This window comes from Amycolatopsis panacis, assembly GCF_003600245.1.
GTDB classification, from domain to species: domain Bacteria; phylum Actinomycetota; class Actinomycetes; order Mycobacteriales; family Pseudonocardiaceae; genus Amycolatopsis; species Amycolatopsis sulphurea.
Window position 1 is genome coordinate 1 of sequence record NZ_QZFV01000128.1, and the last position, 24,424, is coordinate 24,424.

At 70.4% G+C, this 24,424-nt stretch carries 24 protein-coding genes, 1 tRNA gene and 1 pseudogene; 10 read left to right on the forward strand and 16 right to left on the reverse strand.

The window, feature by feature from the left end; all coding sequences use genetic code 11:
* The 3 genes and pseudogenes from D5S19_RS27275 to D5S19_RS27290 all read left to right on the forward strand — a co-directional run.
* A pseudogene (locus D5S19_RS27275) lies at positions 1-187 on the forward strand (hypothetical protein); the annotation flags it as partial.
* Between the two features lie 331 nt (positions 188-518).
* Positions 519-797 carry a hypothetical protein gene (locus D5S19_RS27285; RefSeq protein ID WP_120026248.1) on the forward strand — a complete coding sequence of 93 codons (279 nt, stop codon included), beginning with the start codon at positions 519-521 and terminating at the stop codon, positions 795-797.
* A 12-nt stretch (positions 798-809) separates the two neighbouring features.
* Positions 810-1,370, forward strand: a complete 561-nt coding sequence (locus D5S19_RS27290) for an HD domain-containing protein (protein ID WP_120026249.1) — start codon at positions 810-812, stop codon at positions 1,368-1,370.
* A 79-nt stretch (positions 1,371-1,449) separates the two neighbouring features.
* On the opposite strand, the gene D5S19_RS33635 is transcribed toward D5S19_RS27290, so the two are convergent.
* Complete coding sequence (locus D5S19_RS33635) at positions 1,450-1,632, reverse strand: DUF2510 domain-containing protein (RefSeq protein WP_120026250.1); 183 nt, start codon at positions 1,630-1,632, stop codon at positions 1,450-1,452.
* Between the two features lie 202 nt (positions 1,633-1,834).
* Positions 1,835-1,908, reverse strand: a tRNA-Leu gene (locus D5S19_RS27300).
* 124 nt (positions 1,909-2,032) lie between these two features.
* Here D5S19_RS27300 and D5S19_RS27305 point away from each other — a divergent pair.
* A complete protein-coding gene (locus D5S19_RS27305; RefSeq protein ID WP_120026251.1) occupies positions 2,033-2,254 on the forward strand; it encodes a DUF3618 domain-containing protein in 222 nt (73 codons plus the stop codon).
* A gap of 264 nt (positions 2,255-2,518) precedes the next feature.
* On the opposite strand, the gene D5S19_RS27310 is transcribed toward D5S19_RS27305, so the two are convergent.
* The 7 genes from D5S19_RS27310 to D5S19_RS27340 all read right to left on the reverse strand — a co-directional run bounded on the left by D5S19_RS27310 (position 2,519) and on the right by D5S19_RS27340 (position 11,965).
* Positions 2,519-3,025, reverse strand: coding sequence for a hypothetical protein (locus tag D5S19_RS27310; protein WP_120026252.1), 507 nt, complete (start codon positions 3,023-3,025; stop codon positions 2,519-2,521).
* Between the two features lie 218 nt (positions 3,026-3,243).
* Positions 3,244-3,843, reverse strand: coding sequence for a TetR/AcrR family transcriptional regulator (locus D5S19_RS27315; protein ID WP_120026253.1), 600 nt, complete (start codon positions 3,841-3,843; stop codon positions 3,244-3,246).
* Positions 3,844-3,980: 137 nt separating this feature from the next.
* Positions 3,981-4,481 (reverse strand): helix-turn-helix domain-containing protein, encoded by a 501-nt coding sequence (locus D5S19_RS27320; protein ID WP_120026254.1) that lies wholly within the window; start codon positions 4,479-4,481, stop codon positions 3,981-3,983.
* Positions 4,482-4,615: 134 nt separating this feature from the next.
* Positions 4,616-6,283: an LCP family protein gene (locus D5S19_RS27325; protein ID WP_120026255.1), complete on the reverse strand. Its 1,668-nt coding sequence runs from the start codon at positions 6,281-6,283 to the stop codon at positions 4,616-4,618.
* A 164-nt stretch (positions 6,284-6,447) separates the two neighbouring features.
* Positions 6,448-8,604: a phospholipase A2 gene (locus tag D5S19_RS27330; RefSeq protein ID WP_120026256.1), complete on the reverse strand. Its 2,157-nt coding sequence runs from the start codon at positions 8,602-8,604 to the stop codon at positions 6,448-6,450.
* 326 nt (positions 8,605-8,930) lie between these two features.
* Positions 8,931-10,292 (reverse strand): GGDEF domain-containing protein, encoded by a 1,362-nt coding sequence (locus D5S19_RS27335; protein WP_120026257.1) that lies wholly within the window; start codon positions 10,290-10,292, stop codon positions 8,931-8,933.
* Between the two features lie 482 nt (positions 10,293-10,774).
* On the reverse strand, positions 10,775-11,965 hold the full coding sequence (locus D5S19_RS27340) for an MFS transporter (RefSeq protein WP_120026270.1): 1,191 nt from the start codon (positions 11,963-11,965) through the stop codon (positions 10,775-10,777).
* Between the two features lie 365 nt (positions 11,966-12,330).
* Here D5S19_RS27340 and D5S19_RS27345 point away from each other — a divergent pair, with 365 nt between their 5' ends.
* On the forward strand, positions 12,331-13,227 hold the full coding sequence (locus tag D5S19_RS27345) for an SDR family NAD(P)-dependent oxidoreductase (protein WP_120026258.1): 897 nt from the start codon (positions 12,331-12,333) through the stop codon (positions 13,225-13,227).
* A gap of 70 nt (positions 13,228-13,297) precedes the next feature.
* Here D5S19_RS27345 and D5S19_RS27350 read toward each other — a convergent pair whose 3' ends face one another.
* A complete protein-coding gene (locus D5S19_RS27350; RefSeq protein ID WP_120026259.1) occupies positions 13,298-15,142 on the reverse strand; it encodes an AMP-dependent synthetase/ligase in 1,845 nt (614 codons plus the stop codon).
* Between the two features lie 180 nt (positions 15,143-15,322).
* On the opposite strand from D5S19_RS27350, the gene kynU reads away from it, so the two are divergent.
* Both kynU and D5S19_RS27360 read left to right on the forward strand, forming a co-directional pair.
* The gene (gene kynU / locus D5S19_RS27355) at positions 15,323-16,558 is read left to right on the forward strand and encodes a kynureninase (RefSeq protein ID WP_120026260.1); all 1,236 of its coding nucleotides are present in this window, start codon (positions 15,323-15,325) and stop codon (positions 16,556-16,558) included.
* Positions 16,559-16,627: 69 nt separating this feature from the next.
* Positions 16,628-16,945: a hypothetical protein gene (locus D5S19_RS27360; RefSeq protein ID WP_120026261.1), complete on the forward strand. Its 318-nt coding sequence runs from the start codon at positions 16,628-16,630 to the stop codon at positions 16,943-16,945.
* Here D5S19_RS27360 and D5S19_RS27365 read toward each other — a convergent pair.
* Complete coding sequence (locus D5S19_RS27365; protein WP_120026262.1) at positions 16,899-17,348, reverse strand: DoxX family protein; 450 nt, start codon at positions 17,346-17,348, stop codon at positions 16,899-16,901. The two genes, D5S19_RS27360 and D5S19_RS27365, sit on opposite strands and share 47 nt — an antisense overlap.
* Before the next feature lie 136 nt (positions 17,349-17,484).
* On the opposite strand from D5S19_RS27365, the gene D5S19_RS27370 reads away from it, so the two are divergent.
* On the forward strand, positions 17,485-17,958 hold the full coding sequence (locus D5S19_RS27370; RefSeq protein ID WP_120026263.1) for an NUDIX domain-containing protein: 474 nt from the start codon (positions 17,485-17,487) through the stop codon (positions 17,956-17,958).
* Here the strand turns inward: D5S19_RS27370 and D5S19_RS27375 are convergent.
* Genes D5S19_RS27375 through D5S19_RS27385 form a run of 3 tightly spaced genes read right to left on the reverse strand, consistent with a single transcriptional unit; the run spans position 17,926 to position 20,187 of the window.
* Positions 17,926-18,576, reverse strand: coding sequence for an HAD family hydrolase (locus D5S19_RS27375; RefSeq protein ID WP_120026264.1), 651 nt, complete (start codon positions 18,574-18,576; stop codon positions 17,926-17,928). The genes D5S19_RS27370 and D5S19_RS27375 overlap by 33 nt on opposite strands.
* Before the next feature lie 3 nt (positions 18,577-18,579).
* Entirely contained in the window at positions 18,580-19,725 is a 1,146-nt protein-coding gene (locus tag D5S19_RS27380; RefSeq protein WP_120026265.1) for a metallophosphoesterase, read from the reverse strand.
* Between the two features lie 54 nt (positions 19,726-19,779).
* On the reverse strand, positions 19,780-20,187 hold the full coding sequence (locus D5S19_RS27385) for a DnaJ family domain-containing protein (RefSeq protein WP_120026271.1): 408 nt from the start codon (positions 20,185-20,187) through the stop codon (positions 19,780-19,782).
* 111 nt (positions 20,188-20,298) lie between these two features.
* Between D5S19_RS27385 and D5S19_RS27390 the strand changes: the two genes are divergently transcribed.
* Positions 20,299-21,099, forward strand: coding sequence for a TetR/AcrR family transcriptional regulator (locus tag D5S19_RS27390; RefSeq protein WP_120026266.1), 801 nt, complete (start codon positions 20,299-20,301; stop codon positions 21,097-21,099).
* Positions 21,100-21,115: 16 nt separating this feature from the next.
* Here D5S19_RS27390 and D5S19_RS27395 read toward each other — a convergent pair whose 3' ends face one another.
* Together D5S19_RS27395 and D5S19_RS27400 are read right to left on the reverse strand one after the other, a co-directional pair.
* Positions 21,116-22,030: an SDR family NAD(P)-dependent oxidoreductase gene (locus D5S19_RS27395; protein ID WP_120026267.1), complete on the reverse strand. Its 915-nt coding sequence runs from the start codon at positions 22,028-22,030 to the stop codon at positions 21,116-21,118.
* A gap of 52 nt (positions 22,031-22,082) precedes the next feature.
* Entirely contained in the window at positions 22,083-23,321 is a 1,239-nt protein-coding gene (locus tag D5S19_RS27400) for a lytic transglycosylase domain-containing protein (RefSeq protein ID WP_120026268.1), read from the reverse strand.
* 306 nt (positions 23,322-23,627) lie between these two features.
* Here D5S19_RS27400 and D5S19_RS27405 point away from each other — a divergent pair, with 306 nt between their 5' ends.
* Positions 23,628-24,134 (forward strand): winged helix-turn-helix transcriptional regulator, encoded by a 507-nt coding sequence (locus D5S19_RS27405; RefSeq protein WP_120026272.1) that lies wholly within the window; start codon positions 23,628-23,630, stop codon positions 24,132-24,134.
* Positions 24,135-24,424 lie beyond the last annotated feature (290 nt).

Below are 24,424 nucleotides of genomic sequence, written 5' to 3' on the forward strand. Positions count from 1 at the left end.
CTACCTGCGTATTCACTCGACATGTGCGACCTCGTGTCGCACGGATCACTACCAGGTCCGCAAATACGCGGCCTGGTACCGGCACATCACCCTGTCCATGCTCGCCGCCGCGTTCCTCGCCACCACAGCCCACGATGAACGGTCCCGCACCGAAAAGGGGGCACCTCCGACGCCACAGAACACCTGATTCCCCTATCCTGCAACGAAATCAGACGACTCTGGGCCACCCTCACCGACCCCGCGCACCCACCCACACACACCGATCACTGGTCACTCTGGCGACGACGCCACCAAACCCGCGCTCGCCACAGCCACTACCAGCGACAACACGACAAACATCCCACACTGCGGCTGCCGATCTAGAGGCCCGCTCGGCATCCGTCGCCCTGGCCTCGGCCGGCGACAGCTCCCACCTGCACGATTTCGTCACGCGCACCACCGGTTCCCGCGCCGAGCTCGCGAACCTCAACTACTGGGCGCACTGGACCGGCGAACTGCCCGACGACCAGACAGACGACATGTTCATGGCCGCGGACGACACCAGGGCGTGGGCGGGTGTGCGGCTGTTCCACCACTTGGTGAGCCGCCTTGACCCGGCATCGCCCCACCTGCCGCTCAACCTGCACACCGTGCACACACTCGTGGCCAGCCGACCCGCGCTGCTGACCGAACGCTCCGCCGCCCGTGACGCGCTATCGGAGGCACTGGAGGTGCTCACGTCCGCCGACGTGCTCACGCGCGACGGACGTGACCAGGTTGCCGGCCTTCACTACGCTCTGCGTCTCGCCGACCGATAGGGAGTATATCTCATGCCAGACGAGCCCACCGCTCTCGCCGCGTTCGGCTACGAGCTCGGGTTGCTCAAGCGCATCCGCCGCATGGGGTGGTGGCACGCTGGCGTCCGCGATCCCGAGTCGATCGCGGAGCACAGCATGCGGGCCGCTCAGATCGCCGCGCTCCTGGCCGCCGAGGAAGGTGCGAACCCGGAGCGGGCCGCGTTCCTCGCGCTGTGGCACGACACGCAGGAGACCCGCATCGGGGACATCCCGCACACGGCGGCCAAGTACCTGAGCAAGCCGGAGCCGCGCGAGATCACCGCTGACCAGACAGCCGCGCTCCCGGACGCCTCCCGCGCGATGGTCCGGACCGCGGTGGACGAGTACGAGACCCGCGAGACCCTCGAAGCGCGGTGCGCGAAGGACGCCGACAAGCTCGAAATGCTGCTCCAAGCCGTCGAGTACCGGGACATCGGCGTCCAGCGCGTCGCGGGCTGGATCGACTCCGCCCGCAAGGGCCTCACGACCGAGACTGGCCGGCGAATCGCCGAGGCCGCCGCCGCCCTGTCCCCGTTGGCCTGGCGCGACCGCTGAGCGTAGTGCAGCTGACTGGCACCTGAGTACGCGAAAGAGCTCCGGCCGCCGCGAAGGTGGCCGGGGCTCTGCTGCTCAGCTACTCGCTCTGCTGGGGAGCGAACGACGGCGTCCACTGTGCGCCGTTCCACCACTGCATCTGGCCCGGCTGCTGTGGTGACGGGTACCAGCCCGGGCCATGCCCTCCGGTGAATTGCGCAGCTGGGGGCGATTCCTCCGCGAAGAGGTACGTCACGATCCTAACCGCTGCAGAGGGGGACATGCGTAAGGCCAGGGTCCCGGTATTCCCCGGGTGCACCTGGCCTTACGACTCGTCCACACCCCACGGGCGCGCACTCCCTTCGCAAAGGATACCGACTGCTACACCTCAGGGCTTCATAACTCAGTGGTGTGGCAAGTCTGTGGCACGCAGTGGTTTACGTACTTCAGTCGCTGAACTGAAGTTGCTGGTCAAGCCGACGCGGTGGGGCCGGAGAGACTCGAACTCTCACTGGCACGGACCTAAACCGTGTGCCTCTGCCAATTGGGCTACGGCCCCGCGAACCTTGTGGGGGATCGTAGCGCGCGCCACGTTCGTGGGTGCTCGGCGTGGCCGGTGGCCGGGACGGGGATGTCGTCCTCTACCGTGGGCGTTTGTCAGTCCGATCCGGCGAGGAGGGCACGTGGCTCGCGATCCCGAGACCATCGAGCGTGAGATCGAGCAGGCCAGGAGCGCTCTGGTGGCGACGCTCGATCAGCTGGGCACCAAGGCCAACCCGCAGAAGCTCGCCGACGCGGCGAAGGACGGTGTGCGCGCCAAGCTGGACGACCCGAAGATCAAGTATCCGCTGATCGGGTTCGGCGCGCTGGTTGTTGTATTGCTGGTTCGCAAGCTCTTCCGCTGACCCGCCCCAGGCGGATCTTGCCATTGGCTCGGGGCTGCCCGGTTGCTGGGCTGATCAGCGCGGACAGGTGTTCGCGCGGCGGCAAATGGTTCGCCCAAGTGGGTGAAGGCCGAGCTCTTGGCAAGGGCTGGGTGGGTGGTTCCGCCGAATGTACGAACGTTCCGGAGCTGTTGCCACGCTGGGTTGCGGCAACAGTGCTGTTCAGCCGGTCAGACATCACGCATCCGGCCGTCACTCACTTGAGTGACGGCCGGAGTGAACGGGTCAGGCGCGGGCGACCTGGGAGGCGGTCGCCGTGCCGGGAACCGGAACCTCGCCGGGAGTCCGGTCCTGGACTTCCTTCGCCAGCTGTTTGCTCGGGTGCAGCGCCGGCTTGCCGGCGGTGGCCTCGGGGGGCGGCTCGCCGCTCGCCGGAGCCGGGACCTCCGGAGCGTCGGTGGCGGCTGTGCCCGAGGCGTCGGATCCTACGGGGTCCGTGGCGGTCGCCGGGTCCTTCTTCCCACCTGACGGCGGTACCTCCAGGGGCGCCTGCTCCGGCAGAGTCAGCCGGGCGGTCATGTACGCGCTGGTGAACTCGAGCGCGTTGCCGTTCAGCAGGTGCACGACGGTGGGGTGCTCGTTCGAAGCGAGCTTCTCGACCAGCTGGTCGACGCGGTCCCGGGCGGCGATGATGCCCGGTGCTTTCGCGGTCAGCTCCTTGCCACGGCCGCTGACGGTGATCGTCCAGTCGTCGTTGTCGTGCTCGTACGTCGCCGTGATCGTTTCCACCACTGCCTCACCCCTCTCGTCATCAGCATGCGTCACCGGGTGGGACCCAGCCACTGCACACTCATGACGCGATTCCGGCCCCCTGCCGCAATCGCGACACTCCGTGGGTCTTTCTACCCCTTCATCGATACCTCAACGAAACTCTGTGTCACAAGTAACGGTCGGGGTTTGCGGTGAGTAACGACCGAATGGCCTAATGCACGCGCATCTTCACGCGCACATCAGATCGCTCGTTGTGACAATCCGGTCCAGATCACCTCCATGGCGTACCCGGTGGCCTTCTCCGGAGTCATCTCCGGGAACCGCTCACACCAGATCGCCAGCCGCTCGCACGCGCCCACCACGATCTCGGCCGAAGCCTCGGCCTGCACGGTGTCGCCGGCGTCGAGGTGGTCGTTGAGCAGCGCCGTGATCAGATCCGTCTGCTGGCGGCGGGTTTCCTCGATCTCGTTCGTCGCCGAGGTCCCGATCAGCGCCATCTCCTGCCGCAGCAAGGACCACGCCTCCCGCCGTTCGCGGATGAAGACGAAAAACGCCAGCAGCCCCTTCCGCAGGGCGTCTTCGGCGGACGTGGCGCCGAGTGTCGCCTGCGCGGTCACTTCGCGCAGAGCCGCCCGCGACTGCCGGATGCAGGCGAGCAGCAGGCCCTCTTTCGAGTGGAAGTACTCGTACAGCATCGGTTTGGACACGCCCACCAGTTCGGCGATCTCGTCCATCGACGCGCTCGCGTAGCCGCGTTCGGTGAAGACCTGCTCGGCGACCGCGATCATCTGCTGCTCGCGTTCGGCCCGGGGCATGCGCTTGCGCTTGGCGGTGGTCACGGCGCACACTCTACCGACAGTAATATTACTCACGGTAATAAGGCGCTTGCGGCCCGATGGCCAAGCACGGAGGGGACGTTCGCGACAGGGGAGGAGCCGCGAAAAGTCCCCTCCGTGGTCCGGAGGTCGCCCCTGGCTCAGGCCGGGGCGAGGTTGCGCAGATGCCCGACCAGTTCGGCGGTCGGCACCCCGCAGAGTTCGGCCATGCGTTCCAACGCGGCGAAATCGAACGAGACTTCGTGCGCGGCGGTCCCGGACGGCGCCGGCGCGGCGGAATCGTTGCCCGCCTTGCCCTGCCGCAGCCGTCCCTCGGCCCAGCGGCGCAGCGGGGCCAGCTGCGGACCCGCCTCGGCGATCACCCGGCGCAGGTCCACCCGGACCCGGCCGGGCTCCTCCACGAACACGCGCCGGTGCACCTTGGCGAGCAGGTCCTGGGGTAGCTCGTCCATGGCCACGCACAGCTCGACCAGCCGCACCACCGAGCATTGCCGGGTGCCCAGCTCGTAGGTTGCCAGTGTCTGGAGGGAGATCTCGCTCTGCAGGTGCTCGTTCAGCTCCTTGCGAGTCCAGCCCCGGTCGCGCCGGAGCCTGCGCAGCTCGTCCCCGAGTACTCGTTGGTAGCGCTCCGCGTCGATCACTGCCTGTCCCCTGCCCCTCACGAAATCCCGCGTCTTGCGGTGGTGAAAGTGCCGAGGTCGTGAGTCCTTACGCGGGTTCCGCGGAAAAGTTTTCGTGATTTGCCGGAGCGTCCCCCGAATGGAGCAGTCGAGCGTCAGTTGACGCAGGGCACGCCCTCGGCGGTGATCGGCTGATCGTCGGATCCGGCCGGCGCCGGTGCGGACGAGGTGGGTGCGGCGGCGGGGGCCTGGGGGGCGCCCGAACCGGCCGAGGCGCCGGCGGCGGGCTGGAAGTCCGAGCCGAGGAACACCGTCACGTGCCCCTTCTGCACGCTCTTGTCCTCCTGCACGGTGGCCTGCGTGCCGAGTGCGGCGGAGACCGCCTTGCCGGCTTCCTCGCCGCCGCTGGGCACCCAGATCACGGAAGTCTTGCGCGAACTGGAGTTGGCCGTGTCGCCGGCGGTGAAGCCCTTGCTCGTCAGCTGCTTCGAGACGCTCGCGGCCAGCCCGTCCCGGCCTGATGCGTTGCGCACGTCGACTGTGACGTCCTGGTGCGTGGCGGTGGGCTGCGAAGGCGACGGTGCCCCGCTGTTTTCCCGCGGCCCGGCGAGACCCTGCACGAATGCCTTCACCTTGTCCGGGTCAACCTGGATCGCGACTCCGTCGTCCGGCGTGCGGTACTCGACGTTCTCGGTCGGGATGGTGCGGAACTCCAGCTGCCCGCCGGTCAGCCCCTTCATCTGCTGGGCGAAGCTGAAGATGTCCCAATTCTGGTTCAGCACCACCGACTTCTTGATCGCGTCGATCAGCGCGCCGAGTCTGCTCGGGTCGGTCAGCGTGCCCGCGGAGAGGATCTTGCGGGCCATCCCGGCCATGAACACCTGCTGGCGCACCACCCGGTCGAGATCGCCGCGCGGCAGGCCGTGCCGCTGCCGGACGAACTCCAGCGCCTCCACCCCGGCGATGGTGTGCTCGCCCTTGGTGAACTGCGCGCCGGAGTACTGGTCGTTCACGTTGTCCTTCAGGCACACGTCCACCCCGCCGATGGCCTGGGTGATGTCGCTGAACCCGAGCAGGTTGATCGCCGCGTAGTTGTCGATGGTGGACCCGGTCAGCTCCTGCACAGTGGCGATCAGCTGCTTCGCCCCGGCCTGGTTGGCCTGGACGTCGAGCTGCTTGGGATCCGTCACGCCCTGGGCCTGCAGGTCTTTGCGGGCCTGCAGCATCGCTCGCGCGTACGCCGAGTTGATCTTGTGCTTGCCGTAACCGCCGGGGATGTCCACGTACGAATCGCGGGGCAGCGAGATCGCCACGGCCTTGCTGCCGTCGTTCGGGATGTGCACGAAGATCAGCGTGTCGGTGTTCAGCTCGCCGTCGGATTCTCCGGCCCGCAGCTGGGCGAGCTGCTCCTGGGAGAGCGGATTGCCCTGTGCGTCGGTCCGGCTGTCGAGGCCGACCAGCAGGATGTCGCGCGCGCCGTCCGCGGGCTTGTCGCCGCCGCCGTTGTTGTCGATCACGTTCGCGTAGTTCAGGCCGTTGACCAGGCCCTGCAGGGAGGCCCACGCGTAGCCGGTCAGGCCCATCACCAGCAGGGACACCACGGCGACGGCGATCTTCGCGCCGCGCAGCGGGTTCCGCCGGGAAGGGACCGCGCGCGGGGGCGGCGGTGCCGGGCGGCGCGGCGGACCGGCTGGTGCCTCCCGGCGGCCGCGCGGCTGTTCGTACGGCTGCGGGAGGCGCCGGCCGGCTTCCCATCCGGGCGGGTCCTGCCGGGAGCGAGCGGGGCGGCGGCCGCCTTGCCCGTTCCGAGGCGGGTGATCCACGCGGTCGGCTCCTTCTCGTCGGGTTCGCCTCTCCGTTCCGGAGACGCATGGTGCCGGGGTGGGGTTGCGACGGCCGCACACCGCCCCCGGTCGTGTGGTGCCTACCACTATCGTCGGGTATCGGCGGCCGTTTCGCCCGGCCGGTGGTGCGCGTGTCGCGGCGCTCAGCCGGCCGCGCTCGCCGCCCGCCGCGCCGGCAGGACGCACGAACCGGCCGCGACCAGGGCGAACGACGCGGTCGTGACGTGCAGCACCACGGTCACCGCACCCGGCGCAACTCCGCTGCTCGCCGCCATCAGCGCGGGCACGCAGGCCAGCGCACAGACCAGCCAGGTGCCGGCTCTCGCCGCGGCACCGGTCCGCACGGTGTGCAGCAGGAGCACACCGAGCAACAGGTGCACGAGGCTCTGCACCGGGTCGAAGCGGACGCCGAGCACGTCCGCGTCCGCCGACGCGTCCCCGAAGCGGGCGAGCGCGAAACCGAACACCCCGAGCGTCGCGTAGCCGATACCGAGCGCCGCGGCGGACCTGGTGAGCAGCACCGGCACCCGGCCGGTCGGCGGATCCGGGCGGACCGGGGCGGGTACCGGACCGTGCTGCGAGGCACGCGGGTGCCGCTCGAACCACCAGAACACCAGCCCGGCGGGCACCAGCAGCAGCGCGAGCGCGATCGCGGTGTGCGGGCGGACCAGCCAGGTCAGGCCGTCGGCGATCCGGCCGGGCAGATAGACCACCGCGACCAGCAGCAGCATCGCGGCCAGGAACGCCAGGTACAGGCTCATCGGCGCACGCAGCAGCAGCCTCGTCGCGCGGCTGACCCAGCCCAGGGCGGCCCAACGCCGCAACGGCGCGGCGAACAACCCGGCCAGCCCGAACTGGCTGATGCCGAGCAGCAGCACTTCCCACGGCGCCGCGGACAGCGCGGAGGGGGCGCCTTGACTGCCGAGCAGGACGGGCGAGGCGCCGAACACGGTCGTCGCCAAGACCAGCCCGGTCACCCCGGCGACTGCGGCAATGCCGAGCCACGGCCGGGGCAGACGTACTCCGTCTGCGTGCGCGAAGGCCACTTGCTGGGCCAGCAGCGCGAGCGCGAGCGTCGCGGCGTAGCGCGGCCAGGACGAGCCGCTGACGGCCGCGGCGACTTCACCGGCCACGACTGCCGCGGCCAGCCCGGCGACCGACCACAGCCGTACGCGGCGATAGAGCGCCAGCAGAATGGGCGCGCAGACGATGGTCAGCAGGTAGACCCCCAGCAACCACAACGGGTGCAGCGCGATCTCCATGACCTTCGTACTGGTGCCCCCGGGGATGCCCAGCAGCTCCAGGGCCAGCGGTACCAGGAAGGCGACTACCGCGAAAATCAGCCCTGGCCGCAGCAACGGGCTGGCCAGTTCGGCCAGGTAATGCCGGTAACCACGGTCGCGTTCGGCTCGCCAGCCCGCCGCGTTCGCGCGGCCGCAGGCGAAGAACAGGAGCGGGGCCAGCTGCGCCAGCCAGGTGATCGGCGACCACGCGCTCTCCGGCGCGCCGGCCCAGTCGGCCAGCGCGGCCACCGATTCGCCGAGCACCAGCAGGACCACTCCGGCCGCTCCGGCCACCGCCCACGGACGCGGGGCACCGTGTGGGAAGGCCCGGATCGAGCTGCGGCGGGCGGTGAGCCAGCCGCGCATCCTGGCCACCAGCAGACAGCCGATCACCAGCACCCCGGCGACCAGCGAGCCGATCGGGTCGCCGACCGGCGGACCCCAGCGCTGGTGCCACGAGTTGACCACCAGCCCGGCCGAGTACAGCGTGGCGACCAGCTGGCAGGTCTTCGGGGAATCCATCGGGTTCAGCGGGCAGGTGTGGTGCATGTCCTGCGACAGCCGGGAGTCCAGCGAGGCCCGGACCTCCGCGTCGAGCGGATGGCCCTTCTTGTCCGCGTAGCGGAGGAGGTCGTATCCCAGATCGTGGGCCTTGCACGGGACGGAGTAGTCCCACTTCGTGTTGTCGTCGCCCCACGGGGTGGAGCAGCCGCCGTCGACGTGCACGGCGCGCACTGTGCCGTCGCGGGCCGGCAGTACACCCGGCCGTACGCCGGTGACCGCGGTGAAGTCCGCGGGCAGCTGGGCGAGCGCGGTCGGCGCCGGACCGGGGTGGGTGAGTGCCGCGATGGCGTTCTGCGCGGCGAGCACGTCGCCGGTCGGCGGGCCTTGGTCCGGCGGTGCCGCAGGCCGGGAGGCGATCACGCCGAACCCGAACACCACCAGAAGTACGAGCAGCAGCCAGGCGGACGTCGACCACGGACGTCGGACGCGAACGGTGGCACGGTCGGCTGGCATGTGTTCCAGGGTGCCAGCCGGTGCCGGATACCGGGAGCGGGCGTCCCCGGAGTGCTCCCCGGCACCTAGGGCGCACCGGCGGAATTGTTACTCGGTCGGTTCCCGACGGGTCGAAAACCGAACAACTTGCTTGAATTGCCGGCGTGATCCGGTGCCGGGCGAGTTCGTTGTGGTTTATTTCGTTCTCGCCGGCTGAGAATAATCCACCGGGCACCCGAGGCGCGCTGCCGGATCGGCGACGATTGATCCAGTTGTTTGCCCGAACGGGTTTGCGCTGGGGGACGCGGCGTATGCCGCGACGGCGTGGGTAATCCGTGCCGTGTGCGTCATTCTGCTTCCGGGGGCGCGCTGTCGGCGAACCGCACCTGGTTGCGGCCACCTTCCTTCGCCGAATAGACCGCGGTGTCGGCGGCCTGCAGGAGCTCTTCCAGGGTCGTTCCGTCCGGGCCGAGCAGGGCCACCCCGATCGAGGCGGTGCGGCCGCTGATGACCGCCGAGCCGCCTCGCTTGTCGGTGGTCACGATGCGCTGCTCGGCGATCGCGGTGCGGATGCGCTCGGCGGTCACCTTCGCCGCGGTGGCATCCACTTCCGGCAGCAGCACCAGGAATTCCTCACCACCGAACCGGCCGGTGATGTCCTTGGGGCGGGTGCTCTCGTCGATCGTCTGCGCGACCGTGCGGAGCACGTCGTCGCCCGCCGGATGGCCGAACGTGTCGTTGATCCATTTGAAGTGGTCCAGATCGATCATCAGCAGCGCGAGATTGTCCCCGCCGCGTGTGGTCCTGACCAATGCCCGCTCCGCGTATTCGGACCAGCCGCGCACGTTGAAGATGCCGGTCTTCGGGTCGGTACGGGCCTCGGACTGCAGTTGGTTGATTTCCGCCAGCCGGTTGCCCAGCACCGTGATGAGCACCAGGATCACGATCGCGGGCGGGAAGTTGAGCAGCAGGACGGTGGCGATCGTGCCCAGCCCGATGGTGGACAGTTCGAGCAGGTTGTCGTCCTTGGTGCCCAGCACGTTGCGCAGCGTGGGGGTGGTGGTGCCGCCGAGCGCGAGCAGTCCGCCGATCACGACCGCCTGCAGTGCCGCGTAACAGAACCCGACGAGCATCAGGATGCCGAACACCCGCAGCGAGTTCTCCGGCGACAGCCGGGCCAGCTCCTCCGAGGCGAAGGCCTGATACAGCTCGTGGGCCACCAGTGCGGAAACCGCGTGGGTGAAGGAGGTGAACAGGAACTTGTGCGGCGGTCGCCGGGAATTGAACCAGCGCTGCCCGCGCACGATCAGGATCAGCAGCAGGGTCAGGTGGATCGGCAGCAGCAGCGCCCCGGGGAAGACCCAGATGCCGGACAGGTCGATGTGCACCGCGGCGATCCGGTTGCGGCGGCGCTCCTCCTGCCGCCGCGTCAGTTGGATGTGGACGGTCGCGCAGACCGCGAGCACCGCGAACCGCGCCCAGTCCAGCCCGGTCGGCCCGGTCGAGGCGATCGCGCCGGTGGTCAGCACGGCGATCGCGATCGCGTCCCAGCAGAGCAGGAACGCGATCATCCGCCGGGGCTTGGTCCACAGATCCCATGACCGCACCGGATTGCCGGAGATCAGCTCGCGCAGCCGGGCGCCGGGGCGCGGGGCCGGCTGGTGCCCGGGCTCCGGCGGTTCACCGGCGGCGGGTCCGGTTCCCGGCATCGGGCAGTGCCTCCTGCGGTGTCTGGCGCGGCGGACGGGTGGTTCCCACTGCCGCTTTGGGTTCGGTTACCGGTATCATCCCACTTACCGATCGCCCCGGCGGTGGCACGCCGTCCAGGGGACGATGCGGAAGCGCTCCTGTGCCGGGGGCGCATCTCGACTCGACCACCACCCGAAGACGACAGCCGGATCAGTGTCCGCGTCGTCCGTCGGAAGCGAGGTGAATTCCCATGCGCGACCGCGAGGCGTGAAGTGAGGCGTGAATATGCGCGTGCATTTTCCGGTGAATGGAGCACGGCGGGAGGTGAAGAACAGTGCGTGACCGCGAAGCGTGAGTTCGGTGATCGGCGGATGAGGATTCGTGACAATGCGAGTGGAGGTGTGTTCCGTGCGTGACCGCGAGGCGTGAAGCGTGAAAGAAACCAAGACCCGGAATTCCGGCTGGTACGCGAACCGGCCTGCGGAGCGCGCGGCCCAGGGGCTCACTGCAGGGTCCCGGCCGCGACGGAGTGCCGGACCCGGGTCCAGCAGAGCGCGGTGGGGATCGCCAGCACGACCCCGGCCAGTCCGGCCAGTGCGATGGCGGTGACCGCGGAGCCGGTCGCCTGGGCGACCACCCCGCCGAGCGCGACACCGATCCCTTGTGTGACGCGCAGCCCGGTGCGGTACAGCCCGCCGGCGCCCCCGCGCAGTTCGTTCGGCACCCAGGTGGAGAACGTGGCCGTGACCGTGATGATGTAGGCGCCCAGCGCGCCGGCCAGCGCGAGCAGCGCGAGCGCGAGCGCCAGGTTCGGCTGCAGCAGGAACAGTGCCAAGAGGGCAGAGGAACCCGTCGCCAACACGCCGGCCAGACGCCGGCGCTGCGGCGCGGAGACGAACTTCGACAGCAGGTACGCGCCGACGACGAAGCCGAGCGGATCGGCGGCGAGCAGCCAGCCGACCGCGGCGGACGGAGCGTGCAGCTGCTGCGCCAGCGGTGCGGCCAGGCCCTCCGGCACCACGGTCAGCCCGACCAGCCAGGACAGGGCGATCAGCACCCGCAGGCTGCGCCGCCCGAACACCCAGCGGGTGGCCGAGAACCAGGTGCTGTGCTCGCCCCCGGCGGCAGGCCGGTTGTGCACCCAGGCCCGGACCAGCACCGCGGCCACGGCGAAGCTCACCGCGTCGATGGCCAGCGCCCAGGACGCGCCCACCGCGGTCACCAGTAGCCCACCTCCGGCCAACCCCAGCAGCTGCACGGTGTTCGTGGTGATCCCGCGCAGGTCCTGACTGCGTAGATACAGCTCGTCGTCGTCGAAGACCTCACGGGTGATCGCGTTCTGTGCCGCGTTCGCCGGTGATGCGGCCAGCTGCACCACCACCAGCAGCAGGCACAGGACGGCCAGCGGCATCCCGGGCACGCTCATCAGCCCCACCAGCACCGCCTGCGCGGCAGCACTCAGGCTGAGCACCGCGCGTCGCGGGTAGCGGTCGGCGAGGAAGGACAGGCCGAGCCCGCCCGCCAGCGCGGGAAGGAAGGTCAGCGCGTAGACCACCGCGGCCCACAGCGCCGAGCCGGTGCGGTGATAGACCAGGATGGAGAGCGCGACCTTGGCCAGCTGGTCGCCCGCGCTCGAGATGGCTTCGGCCGCCCACAGAACGCGGTATTCGACATTCCGCAGCGGCGCGCTCAGCCGCGCTGTCGCGTCGGTCCTCACGAGGTGCTCACTTCCCCCTTCCCGGCCGGGTAGGCCCGCCCGCATTCTGCCTGCGGCGGTGACGGCTCCGGCCGGGACGTCACATTTCCACCCCGGTCCGCTCCCCGGCGCGACTGCCAGTATGCCGCTGACCACCCGCCGGTGTCCGGCGATCGGTGCCGCCCGGTCCGGCTGATCTGCCGCCGGATACGCGGGGCAGGTCGGTCCTCACTCGTTCGGCGCAGCTCTGCCGCCGTTCGTCTCGGTCGGCATGCCTGCTGGGCCGAATGGCCTAACACTGGTAAGTGATCCGGCGGAGCGGGCCTTCGCCTCCGCCGTTTCCGGGCGACGGGGAGTGAACTATGGACGGGCTGATGCAGGACAAGGCTGTGGTGGTGACCGGAGCGGGCCGCGGGCTCGGGGAGGCGTTCGCCGTGCACGTCGCACGGGCCGGGGGCGCGGTGGTGTGCAACGACGTCGACGCCGAACTCGCCGAGCAGACCGCGGCGACCATCCGGCGGCACGGCGGCCGCGCGGTCGCCAGCGGGGACAGCGTGTCCGATCCGGCGCAGGCACAGGCGATCGTGGACCGCTGCGTGCGCGAGTTCGGCCGGATCGACGGGCTGGTGAACAACGCCGGGCTCAACTACGAGGCGTTGCCCTGGGAGGACGATGCCGAGCAGGCCCGGCAGCTGATCGAGGTGAACGTGCTCGGGGTGCTCTACACCGGGCTGGCCGCGATCCGCGCGATGGTCGGCGCGGGCACCGGCGGGTCGATCGTGAACATCTCCTCCGGCGCCTCGCTGGGCCAGCGCAAGCTGGGCGCCTACTCGGCGAGCAAGGGCGCGGTCGCGTCGCTGACCTACTCCTGGGCGCTGGATCTGGAGGAGTCCGGCGTGCGGGTGAACGCGGTCTGCCCGCTGGCGCACACCCGGATGGTGTGGAAGTCGGAACGGGCCCTGCGCGCCTGTCCGCCGGACCGCACGCCGGCGCGGATCGCCCCGGTCGTGCTGTTCCTGCTCGGCGCCGGCTCGCACGGCATCACCGGGCAGCTGATCCGCTGCAACGGCCCGCAGCTGCACGTGATGGGGCAGCCGTACCTGAAGCAGCCGATCCTCGAACGTCCGACCTGGGACACCGAGACCGTGCAGAAGGCGTTCGACGAGGTGTTCTCCGCGCATCTGGAGAACTACGGGCTGGAGAAGCGGGTGCCGCCCCGGCTGCGCAAGTGGACGGACACCTCCAGCCGGATCGCCTGAGCCGGGGAGGACGGTGAAGGGACCCTTCACGGACGCTGAGGCTGTGAAGGGTCCCTTCACAGCCTTTGGCCTAGCGGTAGAGCGCGGTGATGGCCTCGGCGTAGCGGTCGTTGACCACTCGGCGTTTGAGTTTCAGCGTCGGGGTCAGCTCGCCGGATTCGGGTGTCCACGGGTGGGTGATCAGGTGGTAGCGCTTGATCTGCTCGCTGCGGGCCAGCCGGTCGTTCGCGGCGGCGACTGCCTGGTCGATTTCGGCGCGGACCCGCTCGTGCGCGGCCAATGCGTCGAGGCCGTCCGCCTCGACGCCGGTGGCCGCGGCCCAGGCGGGGGCGATCTCGTCGTCGAGCACGATCAGCGCGGTCACGTACGGGCGGCCGTCGCCGATCGCGACGGCCTGGCCGATCAGCGGGTGTTCCTTCAGCAGCCCCTCGATCCGGGCCGGGGCGATGTTCTTGCCGCTGGAGGTGATGATCAGCTCCTTCTTGCGGTCGGTGATCGAGACGAAGCCGTCTTCGTCGATGGTGCCGATGTCGCCGGTGGCGAACCAGCCCTCGGCGTCCTTCGCGTCGGCGATCGTGCCGTCCTCCTGCAGGTAACCGAGGAACACGATGGGGCCGCGGACGAGCAGTTCGCCGTCCTCGGCGACCTTCACCTCGACGCCCTCCAGCGGTTTCCCGACGCTGCCCGCGCGGAACGCGCCGGCGCTGTTCGCCGTCGCCGCGCCGGTGGTCTCGGACAATCCCCAGACTTCCCTGATCTCCACGCCGAGCCCGGCGAGGAAGTAGAGCACTTCGAGCGGGAGCGCGGCGGCGCCGCTCGCGGCCACGTGGATCTGGTCCAGACCAAGGAGTGCCCGCACCGGGGCGAGCACCTTCTCATCGGCTTCTGCGATACGGGCGGCCAGTTCGGCGGGTACCTCTTCGCCCGCACTGCGCAGTTTGTAGCCCTGCTGCAAGAGTTCGTTGGCCGAGAGCAGTGCTTCACGCCGTTTCTCCGGCACGCCGGCGAGCATGTTCTTCAAGCCTGCGGCCATTTTCTCCCACACCCGCGGGACGCCGAAGAAGCTCTGCGGGTGTACTTGGCCCAGCGCGCCGATGACACCGGCCGCGTCGGCGACGGTGTGCACGTGCCCGGCCCAGAGGATCGGCAGGTAGATCGACAGCTCGCGTTCGGCGATGTGCGCCAGCGGCAGGTATGCGATGTTGCTGACGTGGAACGGTGCTTCGTGGACCGCTTCCACCGCGTAACCCTGGTGGATCGCATTGCGGTGCGACAGCACGACGCCTTTCGGGTCGCCGGTGGTGCCGGAGGTGTAGATCATCGCGAGTGGATCGTCCGGGTCGATCTGCAGCCAGGATTGCTCGAATGCGTCCGGATCGGCGGCCAGCGCGGCGCGGCCCGCTTCGCGCAGGGCGGAGTAGGAGATGAACCGCTCGTCGTCCGGGACCGCGTCGTCGTCGAACATCACCACGTGCCGCAGTGCGGGTAGCTCGTCCAGCACCGGCAGCCAGCGGGCCAGCTCGTCCGCTCCGGCGAGGAAGACGACCGTGGCCGCGCTGTGCCGGGCGACGTAGCCGATCTGCACCGGGCTGAGCGTGGCGTAGGCGGTGCACGGGATCGCGCCGAGGTGCACCGCGGCGAGGTCGGCGATCAGGTGACTGGGGCTGCTCGGCGCCATGATCAGCATCCGGTCGCGGCGGGACAGGCCGAGCCCGGCCAGCCCGCGGGACACCTCGGCGATCGCGGTGCGGAATTCGCGCCAGGTCAACGTCGGGTGTCCGGGCAGGTCGAGCGAGGTGATCGCCGGCAGGTCGCCGTATTCGACGGCATTGCGGCGCAACAGGCCCGGTATCGTCCGGCCTTCGGTCTGTTCGGCCACGGTCTGTGCGGTGGCCGCGGGATATGAGGTGGTCACCGGCGACCCCTCCTCCGGAAAGTGTGGTGCCGGTCACTTTAAGGCTTTCCGGCCGGTCGGAACAGGGCATCGCGGCTGGCCAAAATGGCCGTCTGAACAGGGAAAACCGACAATTACCCACCGGTGGCCCGGCCCGGTACCGCTGCTTGACTGGACCCCAGCCGCCCCCGAGGAGCCTCGATGACACCCCTGTCCGCCCTCCGTGAACTGGCCGTCTCGCTAGACGCCGCCGACCCTCTCGCGGCGAAACGCGCGGAGTTCGACCTCGATCCGGCGGTGGCCTATTTCGACGGCAACTCCCTTGGCGCGCCGCCAAAGCATGTCGCCGCGCGGGTTTCGGCGGTCGTGCGTGAGCAGTGGGGCGGGCGGTTGATCCGCTCCTGGACCGAGGGCTGGTGGGACGCCCCGGTACGGGTCGGCGAGCGGATCGCACCCCTGGTCGGTGCCGCGCCGGGCCAGGTCGTGGTGGCTGATTCGACGAGCGTGGACCTGTTCAAGACGCTGGTCGCCGCGGTGCGGGCGAATCCCGGCCGGGACGAGATCCTGCTCGACGCGGCGACCTTCCCCACCGACGGATACGTGGCCGGCGAGGTCGCCCGGCTGACCGGGCACAGGTTGCGCCGGGTACCGGTGGCCGAGTTGGGGACCGCGGCGGGTGAGCGGACTGCGGTGGTGCTGGCGAACCACGTCGACTACGTCAGCGGGCGGTTGCACGACATGGCGGAGACCACGGCGGCCGCGCACCGGGCGGGCGCGCTGGTGGTCTGGGACTTGTGCCACAGCGTCGGCGCGGTTCCGGTTCGGCTCGACGAGTGCGAAGTGGATTTCGCGGTGGGCTGCACGTACAAGTTCCTGAACGGCGGCCCTGGCGCGCCTGCGTTCGTCTATCTGGCCCGGCGGTGGCAGGCCGGGTTCGACCAGCCGCTCGCGGGCTGGGCCGGGCACGCCGACCCGTTCGCGATGGAAGCCGGGTACCGCGGGGCGGACGGCGCCGGCCGGGCGCGGGCGGGTACCCCGGACATCCTGTCGCTGCTGGCGCTGGATGCCGCGCTCGACGTCTGGGACGACGTGGATTTGGCGGTACTGCGGGAAAAGGGCCTCGCCCTGGGGGATTTCTTCTTCCGCTGCCTCGATGTGCTGCTGCCCGGGGCCGAGGTGGCGACCCCACGGGATCACGCGCGCGGGCACCAGGTCTCTGTTCGCGATCCGGGCGGCGAACGCACCATGGCCGCCTTGCACGAGCGCGGAGTACTCGGCGATTTCCGGCCGCCGGACGTACTGCGGTTCGGGCTGGCCCCGCTCTACACGACTTACGCGGAAGTGGCGCGGGCCGTCGAGACTTTGCGCGACGTCCGCGGGTTCTCCCGCTCGCCTCATCAGGTGAGGGAGGGCTTCCGGCCCGGCACCGGCCGGTAGGCTGGAAACCTGCTTTTGCGCTGGTCGGTGCCGGATCCCCGGCCCGGATACCGGGTGAAAGGGGGCGTGATGGCCCAGGCACACAGCCGGGAAGCGCTGCTCTCCCACCTGGGCACGCTGCTGGCCGGGATCGCGCTCGGCTACCTGCTGACCCGGTTCTGGCCGGCTTTCGCGCAGTATCCGGTGGAATCGGTGCTCATCGCCGTGCTGATCGCTTCGGTGCTGGTGCTCGCCTGGGCGTCCAGGGAACTCCTGCGCGACCTCGTTCCGTTCCGCCGCCCGGAGCCGCCGGTGGCGGCGCCGGTGCGGCGGGAATCCAACGGCGTCCGGCCGTCCGGGCTCAGCGACGGCGCAGCCGGTCGAGGGCGAAGGCGCCGGGGCCGGTGACCGCGAGGGCGAGGAAGATCCAGGAGTACAGCGCGGCCGGTTCACCCGCGTTCTGCATCGGCAGCAGGCCGAGCGGGGCGTGCACGGTGAAGTAGGCGTAGGCCATCACGCCGGACAGCACGATCGCGGCGGCCCGGGTGTAGAGCCCGGCGAGCACCAGCAGCGCGCCGAGGACCTCGATCGCGCTGGCCCACCAGCCGGGCCACACGCCGAACGGGACGGCCATCCCGTGCCCGTCGACGCCGCCGAACAGGCCGAAACCCTGGGTGCCGTGGAAAAGGAACAGCAGCGAGACCACGATCCGGAACAGGGCGAGCACCAGGGGGCGCGCCCGGTCGAGCAGGGCCGGGGTGCGCGGGTCGGTCGTAGTGGCGGTGGTGGGGGCGGCGGTGGCGATGCTCATGACAGTGGGTCCTTTCCGGGCTTTTCGGCTGCTTTCACCCCTGCGTCGAACGGCCCGGCCTGGGATCGACACCGGTGCGGAATCTTTTTTCCCGCCCGGTTTTCCGCCGGCGCCCGGTGCCGGGCAGACTGGCCCGATGGCTGTCAGGCGCAGCGCGGGGCTGCTGCTCTTCCGCCGGTCCGCGGGCCGGGTCGAGGTGCTGCTCGGGCACATGGGCGGACCGTTCTGGGCGAAGAAGGACGAGGCGGCCTGGTCGCTGCCGAAGGGCGAGCTGGACGAAGGCGAGGAGCCCGAAGCCGCCGCCCGCCGGGAGTTCACCGAGGAGCTGGGGTTACCCGTCCCGGACGGTCCGCTCCGGCCGTTGGGCGAGGTCCGTCAGTCCGGCAAGCTGGTGGCCGCGTGGGCGCTGGAAGCCGACCTCGACCCGGACACGATCGTGCCCGGCACGTTCGATCTCGAATGGCCACCGCGCTCGGGCAAGGTGCAGCAGTTCCCGGAGGTGGACCGGGTGGCGTGGTTCGACCTGGACACCGCACGGGAGAAGCTGGTCAAGGGGCAGCGTGTGTTCCTGGATCGGCTAGCCGAAGCGGGCCAGCAGTTCGCCGAGTGAAGCCGCGTCGAACGACGGCAGCACGAGATCCGCTGCGCCCAAGTCCAGCGTCGCGGTGATCGGGTTCGGCACCGCGACGGTGGTGAGCGCGGCGGCTTTCGCCGCTGCGACGCCGTTCGGCGAGTCCTCGAACGCGAGCGCCTCTGCTGCCGGGACGGCCAGCGCGCGCAGCGCGGCAAGGTAGGTGTCCGGGCGTGGTTTCGCCTCGTGGCGGTCGCCGGTTTCCACCGAAGCGAACCGGGCCGTGAGGCCGAGCCGGTCCAGGTGACCGCGAACCCAGGTCGCGGGCGAACTCGACGCGACGGCCAGCGTCAGCCCGCGCGCGGCAGCCTCATCGAGGTAGGTGAGCACGCCTTCGCGAGGGCCGTCGTCGGCCAGCAACTCGTGCACACGGGCGCGCATCGCGGGCCGCAGCACCTCCGGGTCGGCTTCGGTGACGTGCTCGCGTAGCAGGGCGAACATCGTCGACGCGGTGTTGTGCGTGCCGAGGACGGTGTGCCAGACGTCGAGCGGCAAGGGCACCCCGTGGCTTTCGAATATCTCCCGCCACGATTGCAGCACCGCGGCCTCGGTGTCGGCGAGGGTGCCGTCGAAGTCGAAGATCAACGCGCGGATCATGCGTCAGCCACACCTCAGGGTGAGCACGGAGATCTCGTTCGGCGCGAACACCCGGAACGGCGGCCCCCAGAAACCGGCGCCGCGGCTGGTGTAGAGCTGAGTGCGCGGACCGTGCCGGGTGAGGCCGGACAGCGATGGCTGGTCGAGCCGGACGATCAAGTGGAACGGCCAGATCTGGCCGCCGTGGGTGTGCCCGGACACCTGCAGGTCCACGCCGGCTTCCCGGGCCTGTTCGACCTGTTTGGGCTGGTGGGCGAGCAGGAAAACGGGCACGTCCGGGTCTGCTCCGGCCAGTGCGGCAGAGAGGTCCGGGCCGTGCCCGGGTAGCCCCGAGGCGGCGCCGGTCGGGTCGTCCACCCCGGCGAACAGCAGCCGCGCGCCGTCGCGTTCGAGCAGCACCGAGCGGTTGTGCAGTGGATGCCAGCCGAGCCCGGCCATATGGTCGAGCCAGGCCTGTGCGTCGCCGAAGTACTCGTGGTTGCCGGTGATGTAGAACCGGCCGAGCGGTGCCTCGACCCCGCCGAGCGGGTCGACCTGCTTGCGCCGCTGGGCCACCGAGCCGTCCGCGAGATCGCCGCCGTGGCAGACCACATCCGGCTGTAGCCGGTTCAGCAGCGCGACCAGCTGCTCCGACCAGCGGGTGCGATCGATCGGCCCGAAATGCGTGTCGGTGACGACCGCGACGCGCAGCCCGTCCAGCCCGGCGCCGAGCCGGGGCAGCACCACGTCCACCTCGCGCACCGGCGGCACCCGCAGCGCGATCCGGCTCCCGGTGGCCAGCAGCACCGCCACGACGGCGAGGGTCGCCGCGGCCACGATCCGCGGGCGCGCCGGATCGTCCACCCCGGACACCAGCAGCACCAGCCGTAACAGGTGCCCGAGCATGCTCCAGGCGAACAGCACCCAGATCGTGCCGAGCAGCCCGTCCCCGAGCCGCGCCACGTCGTCCCGCCCGTTCGGCCGGTGGCCGAGGTAGAGCAGAGCCGGCAACGCGAGCATGGCTCCGGCGAACAGCGCCGTGCCGGCGATCGTCGCGGCTGCCGGCCACTGCGGCAGCAGGACGAACACCGACCAGGGCTCCGCGAAGAGCAGCACCAGCACGAGCACCAGCCCGAGCCCGAGCACAACACCCCGGCGAACTCCGCGCATTGTGGTCGTCCTTTCACCATGGACCATCCAGCGTAGCCGGGGCGCGGGGTCCGGTCAGGAACGGTCGTTCCGCCAGTTCGCCACGACCTCCTCGACGTCCAGCGGTCCCGCGCGCAGCAGTGGCCCTTCCTGAGGGAGGCGGTGTGCCTGGCGGATGCGCTCGTTGAGGTCCTCGACGATCTCGCGTACCTGCCGTTCCGCGCGCACCTTCGCGAGCTTCGCGGGCAGGTCCTGGATTTCCCTGGGCAGGGCGAGAGAAGGTGGCAGGAATGCCTTCACGTCGAGGTCGCCCTCGCGGGCCCGGCGCAGCGCCCAGTCGGTCGCGGCGTCGCGGCCGGTCGGCGGCGGCAGTGGTTTGCCCATTCCGGGCAGATCTTCGAAGTCGCCACGCGATTGTGCGTCGGAAATCTGGCGGTCCACCCAGAAGCGGAACGACGTTCCCGGTGGCTTGCGTTTCGTCATGGTGATCACCCCCACGTTCCAAGGTAGCGGCTCTCCGGGCGATGCGGAGGGGGACAAAAGTCCCGAACCGGCGGGTACGATCCCGGCAAACGACCGGCGCAGGGGAGTGCGATGACCGTCGACCGCCGGCCTGCCGGCCATTCGTCCAGCGAAGAGGTGGATCGCACGCTGGCGCTGCTGTGGCGGGACCGCGGCGGTGATCCGGCCGAGCCGGCCCGTGGCCGCCGCCCGACGCTCACCCTCGATCAGATCGTCGCCGCCGCGGTCGCGGTGGCCGACGAGGACGGGCTGGCCGCCACCTCCATGCACCGGGTGGCCAGGGAACTCGGCGCGGGCACCATGACGCTCTACACCTACGTCGCGGGCAAGATCGAGCTGATCGACCTGATGGTGGACGAGGTTCTGCTGGAACGGCGGCTGCCCGCGCCGGGCGCACCCCGTGCGGGCGACTGGCGGGCGCAGGTGCGGCTCTACGCCGAGCGCACCCGCGACGCCTACCTGCGGCATCCGTGGCTGCGCGAGACCTCGCGGGTGCGCCCGGTGCTCGGCCCCGGCCAGTTCGCCGGACAGGAGTACCTTCTGTCCATTATGGACAGCCTGGGCCTGCCTGCCCGCGAAGCGGTCGCGGCGGCGAACTGCGTGTCCGGGTATGTCGACGCGAACGCCGCGGTGGAAGCGGAGAGCCGGCATCTGGAGCGCAGCACCGGACAGTCCGACGATGCCTGGTGGATCCAGCGTTCTTCGTTCTGGGACACCTATTTCGACATCGAGGCGCATCCGACCATGAACCGGGTCTGGCTGGCGGGTGGGTTCGACCGCGGCACCCGGGAACAGGCCGGTGACGCCTGCGAGTTCGGGCTTGACCGATTGCTCGACGGTATTGCCGAGCGGGTGGGTCGGCCGGGCGGGTGAGGCGCGGGCGGGCCGGTCACTGCGCGGTGATGCGGAACGGAATCCCGGTCAGCTCCTCCGAGACCGTCCACAAGCGACTCGCGAGGGCCGGGTCGCGGGAGGTGGCCGGGGCAGTGCCGGGCACCGGCCGGCCGACGCCGAGCCGGGCCGGGCCGAGGTAGGTGCCGCCTTCGACGGACGGGTCGGCGGCGGCGCGCACGGCGGACCAGGCGCCGTGGTCCTTGCCCTGGCAGACCGGGGCCAGCAGCCTGAACGCGGGCACCCGCGTGCTGATCCCCGGCCGGTCGGGAGTCGAGCGGTCCAGGCTGAATCCCGGCTGGGCCACGATCGACCGCACTGGGTAGCCCGCCGCGCGCAGCCGCCGGTCCAGTTCCAGCCCGAAGGACTGCACCGCGTGCTTGGACTGGGTGTACGCGCGAAAGTCCGAATAGGACCGGGCGGACTGCAGATCGTCGAGGTCGAACCGGCGCAGCCGGGTGATCAGGCTGCCCATCGACACGATCCGCGCGGCCGAGGCGGTGAGCACCGGCATGGCCAGCGCGGTCAGTGCGAAATGCCCGAAGTGGTTGGTGCCCATGGCGAGTTCGAAACCCTGCTCGGTGCTGCGCCGCAGGGGTCCGGGCGCGGTGATCCCGGCGTTCTCGATCAGTGCGTCGACCCGGCCGAGCCGCACGAGCCGCTCCGCCGCCCCGGCGACCGAGCCGAGGTCGGCGAGGTCGAGCGGGATCGTGCTCAGCCGCGCGGACCCGACCCGCGCGCGCAGGGTGGTGACCGCGGTGCGCAGCCGCTCCGGTGCGCGGCCGAGCAGCACCACGTGCGCACCGGTACCGGCCAGCTGCTCGGCGATGAAGTAGCCGATCCCGGCGGTGGCCCCGGTCACCGCGAACGTGCGGCCCGGCAGGTCGGGCAGGGCTTCGGGGTTCCAGGCCACGTTCGCTCCCGTGCTCGGCGTCGTCCGCACTATACGAACGACGCCACCGGGCTTACTTCGACGGCGAGGTGGTGGTGGTCTGCGGCGTGCTGGTGGTGTCCGTGCGGGTGACGGGCGGGCAGGTCGGCGTGCTGCCCGGCGGGGTGGTGCTGGTGGTGGTCGTGCTGGTCGGGGTGGTCGGCGTGGTCGTCGGCGTGCTCGGGCAGGTCGGCGTGGTGCTGGTGGTCGTGCTCCTGGTCGGCGTGCCGCTGGTCGGCGTGCCGCTGGTCGGCGTGCCGGTCGGCTTGCCGCCGGTCGACGTCGACGAGGTGGGGCTGCCGCTGGTGGACGCCGGGCTGCTGCTGCTGCTGCTCGGCGGCTGGACCGGCGTGCCCGGGGCGGACGTCGCCGGGGGTGCCGGAGGCGGCGCGGGGACACCCGCCGGGCTGCCGGCCGCTGCCTCCACGGCGCCCGGTCCGGGCGGCGCGCCGATCGGCACCCGGCTGTCCGGCAGCTGCGAGACCCCGGCGCGGTAGGCGGCCGCGTACCCGAGCACCGTGTCCACATAGGACTGTGAGTTGTTGTATCGGCGGACGGCGAGGGCCTGCGCCGGCAGGCCGGACAGGTCGAGCCCACCAGAGCACAGATACCGCGCGGTGGCGAGAGTCTCGTCGTAGATGTTGTTCGGGTCGGACACGCCGTCGCCGTTGCCGTCCGAGGCGTAGCGCGCCCAGGTGGACGGGATGAACTGGGTCGGCCCGACCGCGCGGTCCCACACCTGGTCGCCGTCGTAGCGGCCCCCGTCGGTGTCCCGGATCGCGGCGAATCCGCCTGCCCCGTCGAGCACCGGGCCGAGGATGCGCTCCAGGCTGTTGCCGCGGGCGTCGACGTAGCCGCCGCGGGCGTGGTTCGACTCGACCCGGCCGATGGCCGCGATCAGTGCCCAGTCGACGTGGCAGCCGGGTTGCTCGCGGGCCATGATGTCGGCCGCGTTGCGGTAGGCCTTGAGCATGCTGTCCGGGATGCCCAGCGGGCCGGACGGCGTGGCGGACCCGGTGCCCGCGTAGCCGGGCACGCCCAATGCTTGCGGGACCGGCGGCTGCGGCAGGCTGCCGTCCACGCCGACCGGCGGCAGGTCGGCGGCCGGGCCGCCCGCGGTGACCTGCTGGTCACCGGCTGCGACCGGCGTGCCGATCGGCAGCCCGGAGGAGGTCAACGCCGGCAGCGCCACGAGCGCACCACCGGCCAGCGCGGCGACGGTCCGGCTCCGGACCGACCGCTGCTTCACGCGGTGCCGCCCGTTTTTCGCCATCCGTCTCTCCCCGCTTCTCGTCGATCCCACCGAAGGTCAAGTTATCCGAAGTTGCCCCGCGGTGGTGCGGCCGGTCCGGGAAAACCTGTCGATTCCGATCAAGTTTCGTCCATCCGGCAGAATAGCTTTGACGGTTCTTTTCCGCGGGTTCGCCTCGGTGTGGCCGTTGCGCCGTATGGAGTAGCACATGTCAGCCGAATGGCGCATCGGGATCCCGGGCATACGGCCGGAATGGAGTCGTGGTCTCCGTGCGGAAGCGGTTCTGAGCTGCGGGGTTTACTTTCCGGACGGCGTATGGTCGCCGCCATGAAACGCACTTCTTTCGCGCGATGGCCCTGTTCGATCGCGCGGACGATGGACCTGCTCGGGGACCGGTGGACGCCGCTCGTGCTGCGGGACGCCTTCTACGGGGTCCGCCGGTTCGACGAGTTCCAGCAGGCGCTCGGCATCGCGCGCAACACCCTGGCCGACCGGCTGCGCCGGCTGGTCGACGAGGGGTTGCTGGAGAAGCGGCCCTACCAGGCCGATCCGGTGCGCTACGACTATCTGCTGACCGAGAAGGGCCGGGATTTCTGGGGCGTGCTCGCGGCGATGACCGCGTGGGGCGACCGCTGGCTCGCCACCGACGCCGGTCCGCCGATCACCTTGCACCACGAGGACTGCGGGCACGACACCGAGGCGAAAGTGGTCTGTGGCCACTGCGGTGCGGAACTGGGCGCGGGTGACACCCGGATGCGCCGCGGCCCGGGTTTCCCGGCGCGGCTCGCCGATCGCCCGGACGTGGCCCAGCGCTTCGCGAGGCAGGAGAACTGACCGGGCAAACCGGCGTTGACATGCTGGGTTCATCTACAAAACTATCGTGCGCGCGGCACGCGGACAGCCCGGCCGTCGAGCGCTGCCCACTCAGGCGAAAGCTGTGAAGGGTCCCTTCACGGACCCAGAGGCCAGGGTTCCGGCAAAGTCGGTGTAGAGGTCCGTGAAGGGACCCTTCACGGACTCTGAGAGGCTGTTGCGTTTTTGAGCGACCCGCCGGTGATGATCTTGGTGTGGGGTTGTGGTGGCGGGAGAATCCTGGTGTGGCTAGGGGTTTTCGTCCGGTGGAT